The organism is Frederiksenia canicola, assembly GCF_011455495.1.
Lineage (GTDB): Bacteria > Pseudomonadota > Gammaproteobacteria > Enterobacterales > Pasteurellaceae > Frederiksenia > Frederiksenia canicola.
Genome location: NZ_CP015029.1, coordinates 216,468 through 237,833 on the forward strand (window position 1 = coordinate 216,468; position 21,366 = coordinate 237,833).

20 protein-coding genes are annotated in these 21,366 nt (G+C 44.1%); 2 read left to right on the forward strand and 18 right to left on the reverse strand.

Features of this window, described 5'->3' with window-relative positions:
- Window positions 1–242: 242 nt before the first annotated feature.
- Window positions 243–506: a 30S ribosomal protein S20 gene (gene rpsT / locus A4G17_RS01025; RefSeq protein WP_123956819.1), complete on the forward strand. Its 264-nt coding sequence runs from the start codon at window positions 243–245 to the stop codon at window positions 504–506.
- 84 nt (window positions 507–590) lie between these two features.
- On the opposite strand, the gene A4G17_RS01030 is transcribed toward rpsT, so the two are convergent.
- From A4G17_RS01030 to ubiE, 15 genes are all read right to left on the reverse strand, one after another.
- Window positions 591–1,100, reverse strand: a complete 510-nt coding sequence (locus A4G17_RS01030) for a hypothetical protein (protein ID WP_123956820.1) — start codon at window positions 1,098–1,100, stop codon at window positions 591–593.
- A gap of 26 nt (window positions 1,101–1,126) precedes the next feature.
- Window positions 1,127–2,329 carry a mannose-6-phosphate isomerase, class I gene (gene manA / locus A4G17_RS01035; protein WP_123956821.1) on the reverse strand — a complete coding sequence of 401 codons (1,203 nt, stop codon included), beginning with the start codon at window positions 2,327–2,329 and terminating at the stop codon, window positions 1,127–1,129.
- Window positions 2,326–2,781, reverse strand: coding sequence for a DUF986 family protein (locus A4G17_RS01040; RefSeq protein ID WP_123956822.1), 456 nt, complete (start codon window positions 2,779–2,781; stop codon window positions 2,326–2,328). Before A4G17_RS01040 ends, manA begins: the two co-directional genes overlap by 4 nt.
- Window positions 2,782–2,857: 76 nt before the next feature.
- Window positions 2,858–3,694, reverse strand: a complete 837-nt coding sequence (locus A4G17_RS01045) for a PTS mannose transporter subunit IID (protein ID WP_123956823.1) — start codon at window positions 3,692–3,694, stop codon at window positions 2,858–2,860.
- Window positions 3,695–3,704: 10 nt separating this feature from the next.
- Entirely contained in the window at window positions 3,705–4,502 is a 798-nt protein-coding gene (locus A4G17_RS01050; protein ID WP_123957074.1) for a PTS mannose/fructose/sorbose transporter subunit IIC, read from the reverse strand.
- A 10-nt stretch (window positions 4,503–4,512) separates the two neighbouring features.
- A complete protein-coding gene (manX, locus tag A4G17_RS01055; protein WP_123956825.1) occupies window positions 4,513–5,490 on the reverse strand; it encodes a PTS mannose transporter subunit IIAB in 978 nt (325 codons plus the stop codon).
- A 334-nt stretch (window positions 5,491–5,824) separates the two neighbouring features.
- On the reverse strand, window positions 5,825–5,917 hold the full coding sequence (locus A4G17_RS01060) for a methionine/alanine import family NSS transporter small subunit (RefSeq protein ID WP_123956827.1): 93 nt from the start codon (window positions 5,915–5,917) through the stop codon (window positions 5,825–5,827).
- Window positions 5,917–7,431 (reverse strand): sodium-dependent transporter, encoded by a 1,515-nt coding sequence (locus A4G17_RS01065; RefSeq protein ID WP_123956829.1) that lies wholly within the window; start codon window positions 7,429–7,431, stop codon window positions 5,917–5,919. Before A4G17_RS01065 ends, A4G17_RS01060 begins: the two co-directional genes overlap by 1 nt.
- Window positions 7,432–7,688: 257 nt before the next feature.
- Window positions 7,689–8,723 (reverse strand): substrate-binding domain-containing protein, encoded by a 1,035-nt coding sequence (locus A4G17_RS01070; RefSeq protein WP_236941013.1) that lies wholly within the window; start codon window positions 8,721–8,723, stop codon window positions 7,689–7,691.
- A 12-nt stretch (window positions 8,724–8,735) separates the two neighbouring features.
- Complete coding sequence (locus A4G17_RS01075) at window positions 8,736–10,166, reverse strand: glycoside hydrolase family 32 protein (RefSeq protein ID WP_123956830.1); 1,431 nt, start codon at window positions 10,164–10,166, stop codon at window positions 8,736–8,738.
- Window positions 10,167–10,260: 94 nt separating this feature from the next.
- Entirely contained in the window at window positions 10,261–11,187 is a 927-nt protein-coding gene (locus A4G17_RS01080; RefSeq protein ID WP_123956832.1) for an aminoimidazole riboside kinase, read from the reverse strand.
- Between the two features lie 336 nt (window positions 11,188–11,523).
- Complete coding sequence (ubiB, locus tag A4G17_RS01085) at window positions 11,524–13,152, reverse strand: ubiquinone biosynthesis regulatory protein kinase UbiB (RefSeq protein WP_123956833.1); 1,629 nt, start codon at window positions 13,150–13,152, stop codon at window positions 11,524–11,526.
- Entirely contained in the window at window positions 13,152–13,832 is a 681-nt protein-coding gene (locus A4G17_RS01090; RefSeq protein WP_123956835.1) for a hypothetical protein, read from the reverse strand. Before A4G17_RS01090 ends, ubiB begins: the two co-directional genes overlap by 1 nt.
- A 1-nt stretch (window position 13,833) precedes the next feature.
- Window positions 13,834–14,457, reverse strand: coding sequence for a ubiquinone biosynthesis accessory factor UbiJ (locus A4G17_RS01095; RefSeq protein ID WP_123956837.1), 624 nt, complete (start codon window positions 14,455–14,457; stop codon window positions 13,834–13,836).
- Entirely contained in the window at window positions 14,457–15,245 is a 789-nt protein-coding gene (ubiE, locus tag A4G17_RS01100) for a bifunctional demethylmenaquinone methyltransferase/2-methoxy-6-polyprenyl-1,4-benzoquinol methylase UbiE (protein ID WP_123956838.1), read from the reverse strand. The genes A4G17_RS01095 and ubiE overlap by 1 nt, the downstream gene beginning before the upstream one ends.
- A 330-nt stretch (window positions 15,246–15,575) precedes the next feature.
- On the opposite strand from ubiE, the gene corA reads away from it, so the two are divergent.
- On the forward strand, window positions 15,576–16,547 hold the full coding sequence (corA, locus tag A4G17_RS01105) for a magnesium/cobalt transporter CorA (RefSeq protein WP_123956839.1): 972 nt from the start codon (window positions 15,576–15,578) through the stop codon (window positions 16,545–16,547).
- An 81-nt stretch (window positions 16,548–16,628) separates the two neighbouring features.
- Here the strand turns inward: corA and A4G17_RS01110 are convergent, their stop codons facing one another.
- The 3 genes from A4G17_RS01110 to rne form a co-directional block, all read right to left on the reverse strand.
- Window positions 16,629–17,294 carry a coiled-coil domain-containing protein gene (locus tag A4G17_RS01110; protein ID WP_123956840.1) on the reverse strand — a complete coding sequence of 222 codons (666 nt, stop codon included), beginning with the start codon at window positions 17,292–17,294 and terminating at the stop codon, window positions 16,629–16,631.
- A 63-nt stretch (window positions 17,295–17,357) separates the two neighbouring features.
- On the reverse strand, window positions 17,358–18,146 hold the full coding sequence (locus tag A4G17_RS10260) for a hypothetical protein (RefSeq protein WP_236941014.1): 789 nt from the start codon (window positions 18,144–18,146) through the stop codon (window positions 17,358–17,360).
- A 90-nt stretch (window positions 18,147–18,236) separates the two neighbouring features.
- Window positions 18,237–21,212: a ribonuclease E gene (gene rne / locus A4G17_RS01120; RefSeq protein ID WP_207948556.1), complete on the reverse strand. Its 2,976-nt coding sequence runs from the start codon at window positions 21,210–21,212 to the stop codon at window positions 18,237–18,239.
- Window positions 21,213–21,366 lie beyond the last annotated feature (154 nt).

Here is a 21,366-nt window from a genome sequence, read left to right on the forward strand (position 1 = left end):
TATGTCTCTTGAACGTGAAAATTGATCGGAATTTTAGCAGTTTGTGGTAGGAAAATCAGAAAAAAACTGCTAGAATTTGTCTCTATCTTTTCCCTGCAACGTTTTGGCATGAAAAGATACTATTTTCAAGCCCGTGTCTCGTTGAAAATATAGGGTCTGCAGACCCTCAACTATCGATAGCACATAAAAGTTCGCTTTTATGTTTTTTATTTTTACACAGATATTTTTTTAGGAGTTTGACCTTGGCTAATATCAAGTCAGCACAAAAACGTGCGGTGCAATCAGAAAAACGCCGCAAACACAACGCAAGCCAACGCTCAATGATGCGTACTTTCATCAAAAAAGTTTACGCAGCCATCGCAACTGGCGATAAAGCCGCTTCTGAAGCCGCTTTCGTTGAAATGCAAAAAGTCGTAGACCGTATGGCATCTAAAGGCTTAATTCACGCTAACAAAGCAGCTAACCACAAATCTAAATTAGTTGCTCAAATCAAAAAATTAGCGTAATAAGCTCAATAAAATAGATAATATTATCGCCATAATATTGAAGGACTGAAATTATTCTAGATAATTTCAGTCCTTTTCATTTGTTTACTCAACAATAATTTTTGTCCCATTACTAAATTCAATGCTTTTTGCATGAAACTGTGTGGTCACTAACTCTCGTTGATTCAGCAATATCTCTTTTATATTTTGCGGAAATTGCTTCAATGAGGCGGAAAACGTCAAAGGCAATGGTTCATTTGTAGCAAGTGACTGTGGAAAAATAAGTGGTTCATTTTGGGTGAAGAAGGTTTGCCCCTCGGCAATATAGTCGGTTGTCCAATGAACTTTTTTAATTCCTACCGCAGTTTTATTACGTAATTCATAATTAAACTCCACCATGATTTCATCATTCATGGCATGCAGTTTAATGCCAATAAATCTCAGTTCTAGGCTATTCACAAAGTGTTGCAAAGGCGACTCTTGCACGTTTTCTACCGCCGCTGGCGGCTGTGTCGTTTCTTTCACTTGATATAACTGACTCACCGTTGCCGCCTGCACAGAAACACTCATTACGGCAGATAACAACGACACCGCCATCGATTTTACATAAGACATGTTGCTCTCCATATAAATATTCCACATCACGGCACGCTAGCAATCACCGCATAGCCGTCTGTTTCGCCGATAATATCCACTTGGCTGTCGGCAGCAATAAATGCTGACTCACCTTGTTGCAAGTGAATGGAATCTTCGCCCAAATCAATGTATAAACTGCCGTTCATCACTAATAAAATGCTGGCACTGCTGGCGGTGAACTGTTCTTCATTGAAGGGTTTAAATTCAAAGCGTTGCAGAGCGAAATCTTTCGCCTCGGGCGTTGGATAAAGATGCAATACGTCCTCGCCTTGATATTCAGGAATGATTTTCGGGGTGATTTCGCGGTAATCAATCGTATTGAGCAATGCAGGGATATCCACATATTTCGAGGTCAAACCGCCACGGATAACGTTATCCGATGCCGCCATTAGCTCGATGTTCTGCCCACGCAAATAGGCATGCGGCAAGCCAGCACTTTGATAAATGCCTTCGCCTTTTTTCAAATTAACGATGTTGAACAGGTAGAAACTGAGCAAGCCTGCATCGAGTTTTTCAGGGGAAATCGCCATTGCTTCCATCGTGTAAAGCAGCCAGTAATCTGGGTTATCCAGTTTCAATTTACCTTGTTGATAGTCCGCTTGTTTCGCGTCCAACACTGGCAAAATCCACTTCGCTAACTGGGTTTGATCCGCTTGCATAATTTGCGAATAGACCGTTGGCAGTCCTTTTTCACGCAGATCGTTGGCTAACATTTGCAAAGAAGGGTGCGAATCTAACCGCTTGCAGCTTTCCTCAATCGACTGGAAACCGTGCAACAGCCAGAAATCCGACAATGCGATCATCATTTCAGGCTTATGATTGCGATCTTTATAAATGCGGTTTGGGGCAGAAAGCGGAATGCTTTGCTGATTTTCTTGCTCAAAGCCGTATTCCGCTTGCTTTTTATTCGGATGAAGCTGAATCGAAAGCGGCAGTTTTACGTCTAAAATTTTCAATAAATACGGCAATTCATCGCCAAATAATTCACGGGAATGGTCGCCAAGCAGTTTTGGAGCTTTGTCGATGACCCGATCTAACGCCAGCCACTTGCCTTCAAATTCAAGCATTGACGGTGCTGAGCGGTGTGCCCCAAGCCAATATTCTGCATACGGTTTTGGCTCAACATTGTCTAACTTCAACCAGCTTGGAATAAAATTCGTTCCGCCCCAGTCGTAATGCTGCATTTTGCCTGCCAATTTAAAAATCATTTATAACCCCCAAAGAAATTCACGACCCTTTCTACATCGTTTGCGTGCTTAATTCGCACTAACAAACGCCGTCCGCTGTTTAAATCAATCACTAGAATTTGCTGATCCGCTAAGTTGATCTGCTGAATTTTTTGATAATCAAAGAAAATATTGCCAAAGAAAAAGCCGTCTTGTTTCAATAATAACCGTGGCGAGCGGAAAAATGCCAGATAGACGCACAAAATAATACAGCTTGCCAATAAAAACAACGTAAACGGCTCAATGCCTGATTGAATGCCTTGGGCAATGGTCAGCACAATCAGCCCCACGGAAATCCACACATCGATCCCCGCTTGGCGTTGTAATTCCACCGCTAATTTGGTGCTACCTTTGCGTTTCGGCATTATCAGTTGGTCATAAACCGCATAGCCCAAACAGAGCGTAATACCGAGAAGGAGAATGAAATTTGTCATTTGCAAATAGAGGGAAGAAAAAGACCGCTTGTATTGTAACAAGCGGTCAGATTTTTAGAAAGTTTTGCAACGTCTATTAAGCAAGTGCACCTGTCCACGCACCAAGAATACCTAATGCGAAGAAGCCTAAGATAATCCATAACGCATTAACACGGTTGCGAAGCAGCCACATACACGCAAAGGTGAGCAATAATGGCAGTAAGCCTGGCATTAAGCTGTCTAAAATGCTTTGTACTGTGGTCGTTTCAACGGTACCGTCTTGTTTTTCAATCACCGAAACCACAAGCGGAACATTGATGCTCGTCCATTTTTGGACTAATGCCCCCATAATGAACAAACCAAGGATTGACGCCCCTTCGGTGAGTTTTTGTAATAAGCCACCGCTCATATCTTGAACCACATCCAAACCTTTTTTATAGCCGTAGGTTACGCCAAAGTAGCGGGTGCCTAAACGCACTAAGTTAAACAAGACGAAGAACAACAATGGACCTAGTAAGCTCCCACTTAACGCCAACCCTGCACCTAATGCAGCGAAAACTGGACGAGCGGTCCCCCAGTAGATTGGGTCACCCACACCTGCAAGCGGACCCATTAAACCCACTTTGATACCGTTGATTGCGGCATCGTCAATCGGTTTACCGTTAGCACGCTCTTCTTCCATTGCGATAGTTACACCTAAAACAGGGGCTGCCACGAATGGTTGGGTGTTGAAGAACTCAAGATGACGTTTGATCGCATCTTTACGCTCTTGTGAATTTGGATCTGGGTATAACCGTTTGATTACTGGCACCATTGAGTAGCAGAAGCCTAATGCCTGCATACGCTCAAAGTTCCACGAACCTTGGAAGAGATTTGAACGGCGAACGACCGCATTTAAATCGCTTTGTGTTACTTTTTTGATTTCAGTTGTCATCGTCTGTTCCTTAGTCTAAACGGTTGTCTAAGTTGTTAGTTGCTTGAACTTGCACCACTTGTTTGCTTTGGTTGTATTTTGGGTGAAGTTGGATATATACGATTGCCATTACGGTACCAAGCACGCCGAGAGCCACTAAGTTGAAGTTAGTAAAGGCTGCCACCACGAAACCGGTGTAGAAGAATGGCATTAAGTGGCCTGCACGCATCATATTGATCACCATCGCATAACCCACTACCGCAATAAAGCCACCTGCGATTTTCAAGCCCGTGGTAACGACTTCAGGAATCGCATTTAACATCGCTTGTACAGAGTCTGTCCCCGCTGTCATCGCCACGATTAAGGCAGGAATTGCAATACGCATCGCTTGGAGTAATAACGCTGAACGATGGATCCAGTCCAATTTATCTAAATCGCCAGTTTCAACCACTTTGTCTGCAGCGTGTTGGAAACCCACGGTAATCGCACGCACCACATAGGTTAAAACTTGACCAGCTGCCGCAAGTGGAATGGCTAATGCGATCGCAGTCGGAATATCTTGACCGCCAACGATCACTAAAATCGTTGAAACCACAGAGGCTAATGCAGCATCCGGTGCAAGTGCTGCACCGATGTTCATCCAGCCTAATGCAAGAAGTTCTAATGAACCACCTACGATGATACCCGTTTTCATATCGCCTAATACGATACCAATTAAGGTACAAGCAATTAATGGACGGTGAGTTTGCCACTCATCTAAAATTGATCCCATTCCCGAAATACAGGCAACAAGGAACACTAACACGATTTGTAAGGTAGAAATTTCCATCATAATTTCCTTAGATTAAGTTATTTTTCTTTAACAGATCCATCATATACTGACGGCTGTCGTTCGATACTTTACGCACATCAAGTTCAATGTCTTTCGCATCTAACACCTTGAAGGCTTCGATATCTTTTTCGTCCACGGCAACCGCACTGGTGATCATTTTCTTGCCGTCTTTATACGCCATACCACCAACGTTGATCGATTTAAACTCAACGCCCGCTTCCATTAAACGTACGACATCAGTTGGGTTCGTGAACAATAACATCATTCGCTCGCCGGCGTATTCCGGGTTGTTATATACGCGGATCATTTTTTCTACATCCACAACGTGAGCGGTTACCCCTGGTGGAGCCACACTTTTCAGCATTGTTGAACGTACGCTGTCTTTCGCCACATCGTCATTCACCACAACGATACGGCTCACACGACTCTCTTTCGTCCAGCGAGTTGCCACTTGACCATGGATTAAACGGTCATCAATACGTGCCAAGCCAATTTCTAAGTGCCCAACACCGTTTGGCGTTACCACAGCAGGCTCGCTAGCGGTCGGTTTTGGCTCTTCTTTTGCAACTGAAGCTTCTTCAGGCTCTTGATAACGTAACGCACGCACGCCACCACGACCTGATTCTAACGCCACCTCAACCAATTCTTCAAGGCTTGGACCATCATCCCGAGCCATAAAGGTTTCCACTAACATCGGCACATTCACGCCAGTGACGATGTCCATATTGGTTTGCTCACCGATCACTCGGTTTGCCGCATTAAACGGACTACCGCCCCAAGTATCGACCAAGAACAACACTTGATCGCAGTGAGCTAGATCCGTTGCCAATTTCTGCTGATATTTGCCCATAATGGTTTCAGCATTTTCACCTGGCACAAAGTCAATAAACGCCACATCGCTCTGCTCGCCGATCAACATCTCAGTCGTTCTGAGAAGCTGCTCCGCTGCAACGCCGTGGGTCGCGATGATAATCGCAATACTCATAGTGTGGTTTCCTTTTTGAATAAAAAAATGAAAAAGATAAACTTATTCTCAAATAGAGTAAAATTTCGGGCGAATTGTAACTTTTTGTACAGTTACAACAACTGAAATCGGACAATAATGTGATCTAGATCGCATTTTATTTTTTTGACGCTTCATTTGGCTTCTTTTTTGAGCAGATTTCGCCCCTTTATTTACTTTTTATTTAAAAATAATTTTCAAAATATTTTCACTTTTAAGGCTTTAAGCTGAAACTGGTAAGCCATTTGCAAAAAAACAAAAGGAACTGACCGCTTGTAGATATACAAGCGGTCAGTTCCTTACGATTTTTTACCTATTATTCTTTTGGTAAGTTTGCTACGGCTATAAGTAAACCACCCCAAATAATAATCAATGACGCTGACATCATTAAAATTGCACCACCACTCATTATTTTTCCTCCTCAAATTTTTGTTCATTTTTCCAGTTCAGGCGAGAGAGTACAAATCCGATTGCAACCAATCCAATTGCCATACCCCAGCCAAAGATACCGACAAACCACGTCGGGTAACCACCATAGCCTTCGCTTAACACTTTAAATACTTCGCTGAATAACATATAACCAAGCACCACTGGGATTACGCCACCGACTAATACACGCCATACTACGCCAAGTTTGAATGAAGAGACTTCGTTTAAGTGGTCGGAAAGCACCGAGAGCTTTTTGCTAAATGAGATTGCAACTAATGAGAAGAATGCTACTGCAACGATACCAAAGCTATTTACGAATTTATCTAATACATCAAGCACCGGTAAGCCAGTCGTTGTGCCAAATAGCAAGATTGAAACAACACCCATTGGAATACAAACGATTGTTGCTGCTTTCACCCGCCCAAGCTGTAATTTATCTTGTACTGCGGCAATAATGACTTCCAAAATAGAAATGAGAGAAGTAATACCTGCAAAGAGCAATGAACCGAAGAATAGGACACCAATAGCACTGCCAAATGGGGCTTGGTCAATAATCGCCGGGAAAGCGATGAAAGCTAAACCAATGCCTGACGTTGCCACTTCACTGACTTCTTTACCCCCTGCCGTTGCCATAAAGCCAAGGGCTGCAAATACCCCGATACCTGCAAGTAACTCAAAGCTACTGTTAGCAAAACCAACTACTAAGCCAGAACTGGTTAAGTCGGTTTTTTTCTTCAAGTAAGATGAATAGGTGATCATAATCCCGAAGCAGATTGAGAGCGAAAAGAAGATTTGACCGTAAGCTGCAATCCACACACTAGGATCTTTTAATTTTTCCCAGTTTGGTGTGAATAATGCATTCAAGCCTTTTTCTGCTCCCGGTAAAAACAAGGCCGTAATGACAAGCACGATGAACATAATGGTCAATAACGGCATAAATAAAGCTGATACTTTACCAATCCCTTTTTGTACACCGAGAGCTAAGATCACCAAAATCCCCACCCAAACCGCAATTAATGGACCTGTCACTGTACCAACGAAATCAAGGCTTACACCCGCTCCATCTGCCATTTGTAAAAATTCTTTGAAGAAAAAATCAGCAGGATTCGCTCCCCAAGCACTATTTAGTGAGTAATACGTGTAAGTTGCTGCCCAGCCTAAAATCACTGCATAGTAAATACCGATGATCACGTTGATCAACACTTGCCACCAACCAAATGTTTCAAAATTTTTGCTGAAACGGCGGAACGCAAGCGGTGCAGAAGCACGATATTTATGCCCTAACGCATAATCCAAGAAAAGCAGCGGGATCCCCGCAGTAAGCAAGGCGACAAGGTAAGGAATAATAAACGCACCGCCACCGTTATCATACGTTACATAAGGGAAACGCCAGATGTTTCCCAACCCCACCGCAGAACCGATTGCGGCTAAAATAAAGACACCACGTCCAGAGAACGTTTCTCTATTCGTGGTATTTGATGCTGAATTTGACACGGTAAGTCCCTCAAATTATTGTTTTAATCGGATAAAAATTTGTTACGAAAATTCGTAATTGCTCGCAATATGCCCAACAAACTCAAGAAAGTAAATAGTCAAAAATAATCAATATGCTTATATTATCAAAATCATACCATAAAAAATGCTAGATTTTCTGCCCATATAAAGAATAAAAACCTAGCATTCCTGTTTATATAGCACTTTATATAAATCAACTTTTAGAAAAATAGCACAACAATTTTTTTAAATTTTTTTTACATTTTATGTGCATTTTCGTGATCACGCCAAATAACTTCACACTCTACTGTCACATTTTCTGGTTTCTTACCCTGTAATTTTTGGCGAATCGTAGCAAAAATTTCGTGAGCGATCTGCTCGTGGTTTTGTTTAATCGAATGAATATGAAAAGGTAAAGCATTGAGCAGATGATGATCGTCAAACGTGGCTAAATGCAGCTCTCGGTTGAGCAATTTATCCATCAATTTATGTTCCGTCAAATAACGCAACACGCCTTCTAAAAGGGTGTAAGAAGCAGTAAAAATCGCTTCAGGCAAACGTCCTAATTGCTCTACGACTTGCTGCAACATGTGATAACCCGACTCCGATTGGTAATCTTTATGTAAAATCCAACCGCTTGTTTCGCTCAGATTGGCTTTCTGCAAGCCTTGGCGAAAGCCTGCCAAACGTGATTGACTCGGAGAAAGGGAAAGCAGCCCACCAAAATAGTAATATTCAGACAGCTGATAACGCTCCGCCGTTTGCTGTACGACTTCCGCAATTTTCGGCGTATCCGCACTAATAATATGACAAAGTGCCAAATTCGGCACATAGCGGTCGATCAATAAAATGGGGACGTGCTTGAGAATACTTTTGTAATAATTTGGATCTTGGTGAGTCGGAGCGGTAACCAACACATCAATTTGCCGATCCAACAGTCGATCAATTGCCATTTTTTCCTGCACAGGATTATCATCCGAACAGGCAATGACTAACTGCAAACCATTTTCCCGACATAACCGCTCCAATGTTTTTGCCGTGGACGCAAAACCGTAGTTGGTAAGATCGGGGATCACCAACCCAATCACATTAGAACGCAACTGCTTCAACGCTTTCGCATTCGCATTCGCTCGGTAGCCGTACTGCTTGGCAATTTCTCGCACTTTATCGCACGTTTCCGCTTTAATCCGAAATTGATCCGCCTGCCCGTTTAAAATCATACTGACGGTGGTTTTAGATACCCCGCTCAGCTGAGCAATATCATTTAACGTAATGCGTTTACGCTGTTCCAATGCTTTCTCCTTTTATTTATATGTTATCGCTCGCACTTTAGCGATTTCTATCTCAACTGTATTTTCACTTATCAGCACATTTTCCCGTTCGGCAATGAAGAATCGTGAAGTGAGCACTTTTTCACCATCATTGACGAAAATTTCTACAACAGAGCGATCAAAAAATAACTCGAGTTTATCTAACCGCGCCAGTTTACACTGCCGCACCGAGCCGAATTTTGCCATGATTTCGGTTTGTTCCGTAGCCGTGCGATCCAAACTCAACACGCCATCGTCATAGCGTAATCGTAAGGTTTGCCCTTGTGAGTTGCGGAAAAAATCCAATACAAGCGGTCGGTTTTCAACAGAAATTTGCAAATAGCACGTATCCAAATCGGCAATTGGTTGCTCGCCTGCAAGGTGAAGTGTTTCTCGCTCACCCATCTCGACCAACGGCTGTTGATAAATTTTACCATTTTGCAACGACAATTTGCGGGGAAGTGTCAGCATTGAATGCCATTTGTAGCGATCCGTTGGGTATTGCAGATCGGGCAAGCCCACCCAGCCGACCAAAATCCGATCACTGTTTTCGATCGTCTGCGGGGCATAGAAATCAAAACCATAATCCAATTCGTCAATCTGATCCGTCTGCAAACTCGAGCCCACTAATTTGCCCAACGCGTAAACGGCGTGGAAATTATTTTGATATTGATAAGCTTCGCGATTTTTACCTTGCGGCGACCAAACAAATACCTCCTTCCCACCCAGTTGGAATAGGTCAGGGCATTCCCACATAAACACATTTTGATTATCAAATGCCTCCACCGCCAACTCCGATAGCAAACGGGGCGTGCTGTTTAAATCGTCCATTTCATACAGCAATGCGGTTCCCGTTAAATCATTGCGTTGTGCCCCAACCACAAAGCGAATTTTGCCTTCTGGGGTGATGAACGGTTTGGGATCTCGGACGTGTTCAGTGTAGCCCGCAGGCGGTTCGCTGATGATGCAACGTTTTTCGAGCAATTTGCCTGATTTGTCAAAAATCGCCATATTTTGATGCGGTACCCGTTGATTATCGCTCGCTCGGCGGACGTTACCCGTATAAAACGCCACGATGTTATCCTGCCACAAAATCGCTCCGCCCGAATAACAACCATGGCTTTCAAACCGCTCATCGGGGATCAACATATCACCTTCGTGGAAAGTACGAAAATCACGGGTGATGTAATGTTTCCAATGCTTCATTCCGTGCATGGCATCGTAAGGGAACCACTGATAAAAAATATGGTAGTGCTCACCGTCAAAAATCAGCCCATTCGGATCATTCAACAGACCCGTGGGTGCAGCTAAATGATAGGTTGGGCGGAAGTCTTTATCTTGTAAAACTACGTCACGTACAGCGGCTAACTCTCCCGCTGCCTGAGCATGCAAACTTTTGTATTTGCCTTGATTGAAAATATGCATAGTGTTGTTCCGTATCTGATTTGCAAAATTATTAAAGAAAGTGACCGCTTGTTGTATAAAATCGTAACGGCCAACTGATGGGTTGGCCCATATTTTAAGCTAACAGAAATGCATCCAACTGAATTCTGTTAGGCAATGCCGACATCGCCCCTTTCGCCGTGGTAGCCAACGCGCCCGACGCATTCGCTTGGCGAATCACTTGCACCAATACATCACGATCTTCTTGCCAGTTTTGATATTGCGACAGCCCAGCCAGCAAACCACTGACGAACGCATCCCCCGCCCCAGTGGTATCAACAGGCTGCAATGCTTTGCCCGCTACGATTTCACTTTTGCCATTGAGATGATACACCGCCCCGTCTTTGCCAAGGGTGATGATGATGAGTTTCTCAGGATATTGTGCGGTGATTTTTGCCGTTGCAACGTCCAAATTGTCGCTATCGGTCAATAAGGTCAGCTCTTCTTCCGAGAATTTCAGCACGTCCGCCAAGGCGACAACACAATTCACCACTTGTTTCATTTCATCGAGCGATGCCCAAAGGGACTCGCGTAAATTTGGGTCAAAGGAGAAAAACCCCCCCGCTTGTTTGATACGGCGGATCGCCTCCAAAGTGGTTGCACGAGACGGTTCATTGATTAACGCAATCGAACAACAATGCAACCATTCGCCTGCTCGAAAATTCGGTAAATCATTGATTTCTAAGAATTGATCAGCACTTGGATTGACCATAAAAGTAAAACTGCGTTCGCCATTATCCAAATCGACAATCACCGTGGACGTGCGTTGAGCAGGATCTAAAATCATCTGTTTGGTGCAGACGTTTTCCGCTTGTAAGGTCTGCTGCATAAATTTACCCAGCGGATCATCCCCCACTCGCCCGATAAATCCCGCTGGTACGCCAAGGCGAGCTACTCCTACCGCCACATTTGCTGGTGCCCCGCCAGCACAACGTAAATAGTGATTTTCTCCGTCTGGAATTAAATCCACAACGGCATCGCCTAACACCCAAATTTTGTTCATAATTAATACTCTTTTGACTAAAAAACTAAACAAAATAGTAGCTAAAACGATTTAGTTTTGCAATTTCCAGTTTAGTATTTTGTGACGTCGCTCACAAATTTGTGTAAAGGGCGTAGAGCTAAAGGTGGGTCAGTGCGTGGCATTCAAAAACGTGCGAGCAAGTCAAGTGGTTACAAGTGAACCGCTTAAAATTTGGTAAAAAAGCCATAAAAACTGACCGCTTGTCACAGTACAAGCGGTCGTTTCCTTAAAAAGTTTTGCAAATCGAGACTCACAACGAGCTAGTGTAGCTTGTCTCTACCGAATAAATGTGTTGAGTCACCGACTCAAGTTGGGCTACCTGTGTCTTAACAGCAAAACGATAGTCAAAAGAAATAAACTCACACTCAACCACAGCGGCATCGCTTCAAATTTCCAAAAGATCCCAGCCAACAATCCACCAATAAGTAAGGTCGAACCAAACTGGGACGGGCGATTTTGTTGCAAACTCTGATTAATTTCTGCTAGGCGTTTGTTGATCTGCTTTTGTTGTTGTAACGCTTGGAAAACGGCTTCGGGAAATTCGGCGAAATGTTCACGAAATTGCGGTAAACGTTGGCGAACTTGGCGAATCATCGCTTTGACGCCCATTTGCTCATCTAGCCAATTTTGTAAAAAAGGCTTCGCTGTTTGCCATAAATCCAACTGCGGATAAATCTGTCTGCCTAAGCCTTCAATATAGAGCAAGGTTTTTTGCAGCAATACCAACTGAGGTTGTACTTCCATATTGAATTCACGAGCTACGTTAAACAAATTCAGCAGAACCTGCCCGAAAGAAATTTCTGACAGCGGCTTGGCAAAAATCGGTTCGCACACTTCCCGAAAGGCTTGCTCAAAAGCATCAATATTCGTGTCTTCTGGCGTCCAGCCCGACTCAACGTGCATCAACGCCACGCGGCGATAATCTCGGTTGAAAAACGCCACAAAACTCTCGGCGAGATAGCGTTTATCGTGTTCATTCAGCTGCCCAACAATGCCACAATCAATGCCGATATATTGCGGATTTTCAGGGTGATTCGGGTTCACGAAAATGTTGCCCGGGTGCATATCCGCATGGAAAAAGCTGTCGCGAAATACTTGGGTAAAAAACACCTTCACCCCTCGCTCTGCAAGGAGTTTCATATCAGTGCCGTTGGCTTCAAGTTCGGCAATATTCGCCACGGGAATGCCGTAAATCCGCTCCATGACAATCAGATTTTTATGACAAAAATCAGGATACATTTCAGGCACATAGAGCATTTCGCTGCCGTCAAAGTTCGCTCGCAAGCGGATCGCATTCGCCATTTCTTTGCGAAGATCTAACTCGTCCAACACGGTTTTTTCATATTCCCGCACCACTTCCACCGCTCGCAGCCGTTTACCGTCCGCAGACCATTTCGGGATCAAGCGAGCAAGACGATACATCAATTCAAGATCGTCTTTGATCACTTGCTCGATCCCAGGGCGGATCACTTTTAGCACCACTTCCTTACCCGCCAATTCAAGCGGTTGGTTTTGATTGAATTTTGCCGTATGAACTTGTGCGATAGACGCCGATGCCAATGCAGTTTCCTCGAATTCATCAAACCACGTTTCAAGGGAACCACCCAAAGCTTGCTCGATACGCTGGCGGGCTAATTTGCCGTCAAACGCATCAACTTGATCTTGCAGTAACGCCAGTTGATCGGCAAGTTCAGGAGAAAACAGATCACGGCGGGTGGAAAGCATCTGCCCGAGTTTGATCCAAACAGGGCCTAACTCCTGCAACGCAAGGCGTAATCGCACACCAAGCGGTTCATTTGGGAACTGATTTTGCACCCAAAATAGCGACTTCCGCCCCAACCGCAGTGAGCGTGTGCGAGGCACATCGGGAATAACTTCATCAATCCCATAACGTAAAAAGGTGTGAATGATTTTGTAGAGACGGCGGAAATTTTTGATATTCATTAAGGTAATTCTTTCAGTTTACTCACATCTAAAGTCAGCGGTTGCTCTGCTTTTGCAAGCGTTCTCCATTTTGTTTCTGGACGATGTTCTTCTGACGCACTTTGGTTAATTCCAGTGGTAAATTTTTCCTTATTCGTTAGGTAATTTACGCTACTATGTTCTTCCATTAGGCTCGCACGGTGTAACGATTGGCTTTCTTTGCCAATGAGTTCAAATTTTGCGTTTTTATAGCGAATTTGATAGGTCGCATTTGTTGTCCACCAACTCCCACAGCTATGGAAGTAGTGTAAGCTAACATATAATTGACTTTTGCGGATAGTTAATGAGCCATCGGCAAGCGGATCCTCAAGGCAATGGCTATCTGGAGTGCTTGCACTCGGAAGAAAACCATCACGTGTTTGTAAGGCTTGGCGATAACCATCTTGCTCAGATAAAAACACCACAAGGCGACGTGGATTAAAATTCTCTTCGCCCCATTCGTCTTTCTTAATTAACGTTTTATCCTTTTTTTGCAAAATCAAGGCGAAATCTGACCGCTTGTCACCATTCAACTCGCCTTCAACCTTTAGCTCAATCTCCCACCCTTCAGGTGCTTGTTGGAGTGCTTCAAGGCTCCAAAGCTCTGCAGCTACGGTGTTGGTCAATAAACTTAGCCATAAAAAAAGAGGATGTACTTTCATTTCATCTCCTTAAATTTGCAAGTTTTTGTTCTAATCTGACCGCTTGTTGTTCCAATGCTTTGACTTGATCACAGAAATCGGCAAGCTGTAAGCGGTGTACAAGGACAGGACGCTCAGTGGTTAAATTATCGATTAAATGGCGGCTATTTTGCTCAAATTGCGATGTCACTTTGTAGAAAATGCCTTTGGCGAAATCGGTGGAAAGTTGAGCAGGTACATCGCCGATCAAGTATGAAAGCCATTCGGCAGGATCTTTTTCGAGCTGTTCCAGTAAAGCCGTGAAATGTTGTAGCACCTGCAAATCACCGTTTAAAATCAATCGTTTGTCGTTAATGAGATCGGTTAATTTGGATTTGTCCGCCAATTTGGGTAAGGTCGTTGCTTCAAGCTGCACGGCACAATCGACATCACCTTCGTAAACCGAAAGCCAATCAGTGCGGTTATCGCTAAACAGAATAAAAAACGTGAGTTCGGGACGAGTTAGCCGAATTTGTAGTACTTTTCCCGAGAGTTTGCGTAATATCGGGGCAAGATGAGCCGAACGGGCGAGCAGAGTGTTAAATGCCGTTTCAATGCCACCGATTGCCAACTGCGGCAGCATCAATTGTTGAAAAACGCCGTTCATTAGAATTTATAACCCCGATGAAGTGCCACAATACCTGCACTTAAATTGTAGTAATTGACGCTTTCAAAGCCCGCATTTTCCATCATCGCTTTGAGCTCATCTTGTTTTGGGTGCATACGGATCGACTCCGCCAAATAGCGATAACTGTCGCCATCATTCACCACCACCTCACCCACTTTAGGCAGAATATTGAACGAGTAGAAGTTGTACACTTGGCTGATCGGGTCAATAATCGGCTTAGAAAATTCCAACACCAACAAACGACCGCCGGGTTTCAGCACACGGAACATCGAACGCAAGGCTTTGTCTTTATCAGTAACGTTACGCAAGCCGAAACTGATGACAATGCAATCAAAAGTGTTATCGGCAAACGGCAAGCACTCCGCATTCGCCTGCACATAATTGACGTTGCCTACCACGCCGAGATTACGGAGCTTTTCACGCCCAACCTGCAACATTGAGCTGTTAATATCCGCCAACACCACTTCGCCTGTTTCACCTACAATGCGAGAAAATTTCGCGGTAAAATCGCCCGTTCCGCCGGCCAAATCCAGCACTTTCTGCCCCTTTCGCACACCACTACAATCAATGGTAAACCGCTTCCAGACACGATGAATACCAAAGGAAAGCAAATCATTCATCAAATCATATTTGCCTGCAACACTATGGAAAACATTGGCGACTAGTTGCTGTTTTTCGTCTTTCGCCACGGTTTTAAAACCGAAATGGGTGGTTTCTGGGGAAGATGTGTCAGATGGGAGGGATTGTGGTTGTTGAATATCGTTCATTGTGCCTTTCTCTACTCGAAAAAATTGGCACATACCATAACAAAAAAGCGGTCAGATTTCCTTAACAATTTGCAAAACTTTTCGGGAAACTGACCGCTTGTCATCGAGAAATTCTTGACGAACTGGCTTGAAATCTGTACCATTCGCCCGTTTTTTTCACCTTGAGGATACAGCATTTTGGACAGTCACAGTCGATACTTATCAGCTTTCTAACCCACCTCGTCCAAAATCCTTTCGCCGACGAGTGTCGGTATTTTCCCTGTCAGTATCTTAATTTTTGTTCATTTTTGTTCATCGCCTCATACCTTGTTGTAACTATAGGAGTATGAAATGATTCGCGCTTTTTCGTTGCAAAACGACCGCTTGATCAGTGTTGATGAAACCATTCAAAACCAATTTAACGACGCCATTTGGATCGATTTGATCGACCCCACCGAGGAAGAACGGAGCGTGCTCGAACATCGCTTAGACCAAACGCTCGCCGAAGAGCACGAATTGGAAGATTTGGAAGCATCAGCACGTTTCTTTGAAGATGAAGACGGCCTACATCTGCACTCGTTTTTCTACTGTTTAGATGATGAAGATTATGCCGACATCGCCACCGTAGGCTTTACCATTCGTGATGGGCGTTTATTCACCTTGCGTGAGCGGGATTTGCCCGCGTTTCGTTTGTATCGAATGCGTTCCCGCCGTGAAAAGTTGATCGATGGCAACGCTTATGAATTATTGCTCGACCTATTTGAAACTAAAATCGAGCAGTTGGCAGACGTGATTGAAAATATCTACGCCGATTTGGAAAAACTCAGCCGTGTGATCTTAAAAGAGCAAGAAGAACAGAAAGAAAAGAAAGGCGATCACAACTTTGATGATGCCTTGGCGGAACTCACCGAGTTGGAAGACGCCAGCTCAAAAGTACGGCTATGCTTGATGGATACGCAGCGGGCGTTAAGTTTCTTATTACGTAAAACCCGCTTGCCAAATAATCAGCTTGAACAGGCTCGCGATATTTTACGCGATATTGAATCCCTACAGCCGCACAATGAATCGCTGTTCCAAAAAGTGAACTTCTTAATGCAAGCTGCAATGGGTTTCATCAACATTGAGCAGAACCGTATTATGAAATTCTTCTCTGTTGTGTCAGTGATGTTCCTGCCTGCGACGCTGGTTGCATCCACCTATGGAATGAACTTTGATGTCATGCCCGAATTGCGGTTAGAATACGGCTATCCTATGGCAATTGGTTTGATGATTTGTGCGGCAGCCACGCCGTATATCTACTTTAAACGCAAAGGCTGGTTATAAATTTGCAAAAAATCCTGAAAAAATGACCGCTTGTCACAACACAAGCGGTCATTTCCTTCAAAAAGATGGCCAATCCGAGAGTTATTGGCTTTCGTTTTTTGTCTCGTTCTGATTCTCTTCCCGTTGAGACTCCGTAGCTTGAGTCGCTTTTTGTATCTCTGATTTCATATCAGAACCCATGTTTTGAATCGCCTTACCTGCATCTTGCATCGTATCCGCAATGGCTTCCTTCGCATCTTTTAAACTGTTGCTGATAGACGATTTAACGTCTTCAAATGCTTCGGATAGTTTACTTTTCTTATCTACAGCCATCTCTTTCGCTCGTTCTGTAGCCAGTTGTGATTCTGCTAATTGAGCTTCTAAAGACTGTTTCAGCATTTGCCATTTCTCTTCTGAGATTTTTTTCGCCTCTTCCAACTGAGCATCTAATGATTTCTGCATTTCAGCCACTTTAGCCTCTGCTGCTTTTTGTGCTTCTGACACTTTCAAATCAGCTTCTTTTTGCACTTCTGCAGCTTTCTCATCTGCGATTTTTTGAATCAGAACCATTTTTTCTGCCGTTGTTTTTTCTAACTCTGCAACTTGAGATTCCGCTCCTTTTTTCACTTCTTCAAGTGTGATTTGTAATGCGGCTAACTCTGCTTTCGTTGCACTCAACTCGGCTTCAATTTTTGCTTTGCCATTATCACAAGCGGTAAGCAGCACAGATGATCCCACAACACTAAACGCTAATAATGATTTCTTCATCACATTACTCCTATATAAAATAAAGAAAAGGCACCTTGTGATGTGCCTTTTCTGGTTTAGTTATTATTTGCTTTCAACGGAAGATTTTATCTCTTCGGTTTTTTCACCAGCCGCTTGTTTCACCTCTTCCATTTTCACCGCCGCCGCATCTTTCATTTCACCTGCTTTGGTTTCTGCCGCTTTCATTGCATCGGTTGTTGCTGCTTTGGCTTCTTCTACTTTTGCCGCCGCAGCGTCTTTCATTTCACCTGCTTTGGCTTCTGCGGCTTTCATTGCATCGGCTGTTGCTGCTTTGGCTTCTTCTACTTTCACCGCAGCCGCATCTTTCATTTCACCTGCTTTGGCTTCTGCCGCTTTCATTGCATCCGCCGTTGCTTCTTTTGCTTGTTCCATTTTCGCCGCAGCCGCATCTTTCATTTCACCTGCTTTGGTTTCTGCCGCTTTCATTGCATCCGCCGTTGCTTCTTTTGCTTGTTCCATTTTCGCCGCAGCCGCATCTTTCATTTCACCTGCTTTCGCTTCTGCCGCTTTCATTGCATCGGCTGTTGCTGCTTTGACTTCTTCCATTTTCGCCGCCGCAGCGTCTTTCATTTCACCTGCTTTCGCTTCTGCTGCTTTCATTGCATCGGCTGTTGCTGCTTTGACTTCTTCCATTTTCGCCGCCGCAGCGTCTTTCATTTCACCTGCTTTCGCTTCTGCCGCTTTCATTGCATCTGCTGTTGCTTCTTTTGCTTGTTCCATTTTCGTTTCTGCAGCTTGTTTAACTTCAGCAGATTTCTCTTTTGCTTGATCGCACGCTGCTAAAGACACACTAGCACCTAAAACGAGTAATGTTAATAATGATTTCTTCATGAAAATCTCCTTGTTAATTAAAGAGTTAAGGGTTAAAACATCTAATTAGAACAGGGATTCTGAGAAAAGTTCAAAATCCCTATCTTGTGCTTATTCAACACTGCTAGCAACACGGGCTACTGAGTAAACGTGGCTGATCGCACTGCTGTGCCCACCGAATCCTTTACCATAGAAATAGTATTTGGAGTGTTGCCACTCTTGAATTGGAAACGCAGGGCTTTGCTCCACAGGGGCAGCGGCAACCGACATAGCTGCTTTAGTATGTGGTACGCGAGAGAATGTGCCGAGTTTACCTTCAAATTGATAACTGCTTTGATAAACGCCAATGGTTTTTGCTGGCTCTTCCACTACGGTACTTTGTTCCGCTTGAGCCACGCTGGCAGCAGATTTAACGCTACGACGGGCGTGATTTTCTTTCACTAAATCACGGTTGGTCTCTTGCGTAACCACAAAGCCAAATGGTTGGATTGCATCAGGTAACGGTTTTGGCTCGGTATCTGATGAAACAACATCGACTTCTTCATGATTTTTACGTTCATGATTTTCTTTGACTAAATCACGATCCGTAGCTTGTGTCACCACACCACCAAAAGGTACGGCAAATTTCGCATCAGGGTTCGGTTTTGCTTTCACAATCTCTTTCTGTTCAGGTTGAGTTTGTTGTTGCAACATTTCATCCACAGACAAGAAGGCGGTTTTCTCCTCCGCTTTCGGTGTTTCGCAAACTTTTACCCAGATCTTACCGCTTGCAAACTCGGGTGATGCGACCGCTGCCGCTAATGGCATTACAGCTTTGACTTCATCACGGCGTTCGCGACGGCGTTGATTTCCACCCACACGCAAATGACGTGGCAAACGACGCTGACGACCATTTTCTTTCGAATCGTTAGCATCGTCTTTGCTGTCATTATTTGCAAATTTTTCAGTGGAAGTGACCGCTTGTGCTTCTGCCATCTCGAATTGTTCAGTTGGCAACATCGGTGAATCTTGCACAACAAATTTTGCTGGTGTCTCTGTTTCAGCAACGACTTGCATCTCACTTGCTTTTGATTCTACATCGTTGCCTTCTACTCGAACTTTTTTGCGTAAATCACGACGTTGGCGACGTTCTGCCACTTTTGCCGTTTCACGCTGTTGGCGTTCACTCACCACTTCTTCGACCACATCACGGCGTTTTTTGCTCTCGGCTTTTGTTTCTGCTTGAGCTTCTTTTTGTAAAGCTTTGTTGTCTTCAATCGCTTGATTTTTGCGTTCTTGACGCTGTTCATTGCGATTTGGACGCTCACGACGTTGCTGACGACGATCACGTGGATTGCGTTTATTATGTTTACCTTTTTTCTGCGGTGCTTTTTCTTCTTCTGAGAACCAAGATTTGATCTTGGCAATCAAACGGCTTAGTAACGATGGCTTCGCAGGAGCCGCTGGAGTTGGAGCCGCTTGTAAATTTAACTCCGCATTCTGCAAGACCGATTCCACCGTGAGCACAGGCTCATTACGGGTGACTAGCACATCTTCGCTCTGTTGCGAGATCAAGCTATTTTCTTCACGCTCTTGATAGCGTTTGGCTAAATCATAACTTAAGGTTGGTACCACTTCACTTTCACGCAAGCGATAAACACTGAAATGTGGTGTGTGCATCGATTCCGTTGGTACCACAACCACTTGTACGTCGTGACGTTTTTCAATATCACTAATCGCACGGCGTTTTTCGTTCAATAAGTACGAGGCAATTTCTACTGGCACGATGGTATGCACTTGTGCGGAATTGTCCTTAATTGCTTCTTCTTCAAGTAAACGTAAAATCGACAACGCAATCGATTCATTATCACGAATCTTGCCAGTACCTTGGCAACGTGGACAAACGTGGCTTGAGGCCTCACTTAAGGACGGACTCAAACGCTGGCGGCTCATTTCAAGCAAGCCAAAACGAGAAATACGACCAAATTGAATACGAGCCCGATCTTGGCGAGTGGCTTCACGAATGCGGTTCTCTACTTCACGCTGGTGGCGAACTGGCGTCATGTCAATGAAGTCGATGACAATCAATCCTCCCAAGTCACGCAAACGTAATTGGCGTGCGATTTCATCAGCCGCTTCCAAGTTGGTGTTCAATGCGGTTTCTTCAATATCGCCACCACGAGTGGCTCGAGACGAGTTGATGTCAATAGCAGTTAAGGCTTCCGTAACATCAATTACGATTGAACCGCCTGATGGTAAACGCACTTCACGTTGGAATGCGGATTCAATTTGCGATTCAATTTGATAGTGGCTGAACAACGGCACTTCGCCTTCGTATAAACGCACACGATTGATGAAGTCAGGACGCACCAAGCGGATATGATTTTTCGCTTTTTCGAACACTTTTTTGTTATCAATTAAGATTTCGCCAATATCACGACGGAGATAGTCGCGAATAGCACGCACGATCACATCACTTTCTTGGTGAATTAAAAATGGTGCAGGACGAGATTGTGCTGCTTGTTTAATGGCTTCCCAATGGTGTAGCAACACTTTTAAGTCCCACTGCAGCTCCTCTGGCGACTTGCCGACACCGGCAGTACGCACGATCAACCCCACATCGTCAGGCACCGTCAAGCAATCAAGGGCTTCTTTGAGTTCCAAACGCTCATCACCTTCAATGCGGCGAGAAATCCCACCTGCTCTTGGATTGTTTGGCATTAACACTAAATAACTGCCCGCAAGGGAGATGAAAGTCGTCAGTGCTGCCCCTTTATTGCCACGCTCTTCTTTTCCGACTTGGACGATGACTTCTTGCCCTTCTTGGATAATATCTTTGATATTCGGGCGACCTTGGAACACATAACCTTCAGGGAAGTATTCTCGAGAAATTTCTTTGAGAGGAAGGAAACCGTGACGTTCTGCACCGTAATCGACAAATGCCGCTTCTAAACTCGGCTCAACGCGAGTGATTTTTCCTTTGTAGATATTCGCTTTTTTCTGCTCGTGCCCCGGACTTTCAATGTCCAAGTCGAACAGTCGCTGCCCATCGACAAGGGCAACACGCAACTCTTCTTTCTGAGTTGCATTGATTAACATTCTTTTCATTGTGTTTCTCATTATTGTTGTTGATTATGTCATCCTTTCGCCCTTTCTCCGCTTCAACGCGTAAGCCAATCTCCCGATTGTCTGGAATTAAAAGGCACTAACATCATTTACGAAAGGATGTTAAAACGATTAATTACCGTCTTACACTCAAAAA

Excerpts from the sequence above, each read along its gene's own strand:
- A4G17_RS01080 (WP_123956832.1), bottom strand. The coding sequence starts at position 11,187 with ATGAACAAAATTTGGGTGTTAGGCGATGCCGTTGTGGATTTAATTCCA.
- A4G17_RS01050 (WP_123957074.1), bottom strand. The coding sequence starts at position 4,502 with ATGGAAATTTCTACCTTACAAATCGTGTTAGTGTTCCTTGTTGCCTGT.
- ubiB (WP_123956833.1), bottom strand. The coding sequence starts at position 13,152 with ATGAATATCAAAAATTTCCGCCGTCTCTACAAAATCATTCACACCTTT.
- A4G17_RS01075 (WP_123956830.1), bottom strand. The coding sequence starts at position 10,166 with ATGCATATTTTCAATCAAGGCAAATACAAAAGTTTGCATGCTCAGGCA.
- rne (WP_207948556.1), bottom strand. The coding sequence starts at position 21,212 with ATGAAAAGAATGTTAATCAATGCAACTCAGAAAGAAGAGTTGCGTGTT.
- A4G17_RS01090 (WP_123956835.1), bottom strand. The coding sequence starts at position 13,832 with ATGAAAGTACATCCTCTTTTTTTATGGCTAAGTTTATTGACCAACACC.
- A4G17_RS01095 (WP_123956837.1), bottom strand. The coding sequence starts at position 14,457 with ATGAACGGCGTTTTTCAACAATTGATGCTGCCGCAGTTGGCAATCGGT.
- A4G17_RS01040 (WP_123956822.1), bottom strand. The coding sequence starts at position 2,781 with ATGACAAATTTCATTCTCCTTCTCGGTATTACGCTCTGTTTGGGCTAT.
- A4G17_RS10260 (WP_236941014.1), bottom strand. The coding sequence starts at position 18,146 with ATGAAGAAATCATTATTAACATTACTCGTTTTAGGTGCTAGTGTGTCT.
- ubiE (WP_123956838.1), bottom strand. The coding sequence starts at position 15,245 with ATGAACGATATTCAACAACCACAATCCCTCCCATCTGACACATCTTCC.
- A4G17_RS01060 (WP_123956827.1), bottom strand. The coding sequence starts at position 5,917 with ATGAGTGGTGGTGCAATTTTAATGATGTCAGCGTCATTGATTATTATT.
- manX (WP_123956825.1), bottom strand. The coding sequence starts at position 5,490 with ATGAGTATTGCGATTATCATCGCGACCCACGGCGTTGCAGCGGAGCAG.
- manA (WP_123956821.1), bottom strand. The coding sequence starts at position 2,329 with ATGATTTTTAAATTGGCAGGCAAAATGCAGCATTACGACTGGGGCGGA.
- A4G17_RS01045 (WP_123956823.1), bottom strand. The coding sequence starts at position 3,694 with ATGACAACTGAAATCAAAAAAGTAACACAAAGCGATTTAAATGCGGTC.
- corA (WP_123956839.1), top strand. The coding sequence starts at position 15,576 with ATGATTCGCGCTTTTTCGTTGCAAAACGACCGCTTGATCAGTGTTGAT.
- A4G17_RS01110 (WP_123956840.1), bottom strand. The coding sequence starts at position 17,294 with ATGAAGAAATCATTATTAGCGTTTAGTGTTGTGGGATCATCTGTGCTG.
- A4G17_RS01030 (WP_123956820.1), bottom strand. The coding sequence starts at position 1,100 with ATGTCTTATGTAAAATCGATGGCGGTGTCGTTGTTATCTGCCGTAATG.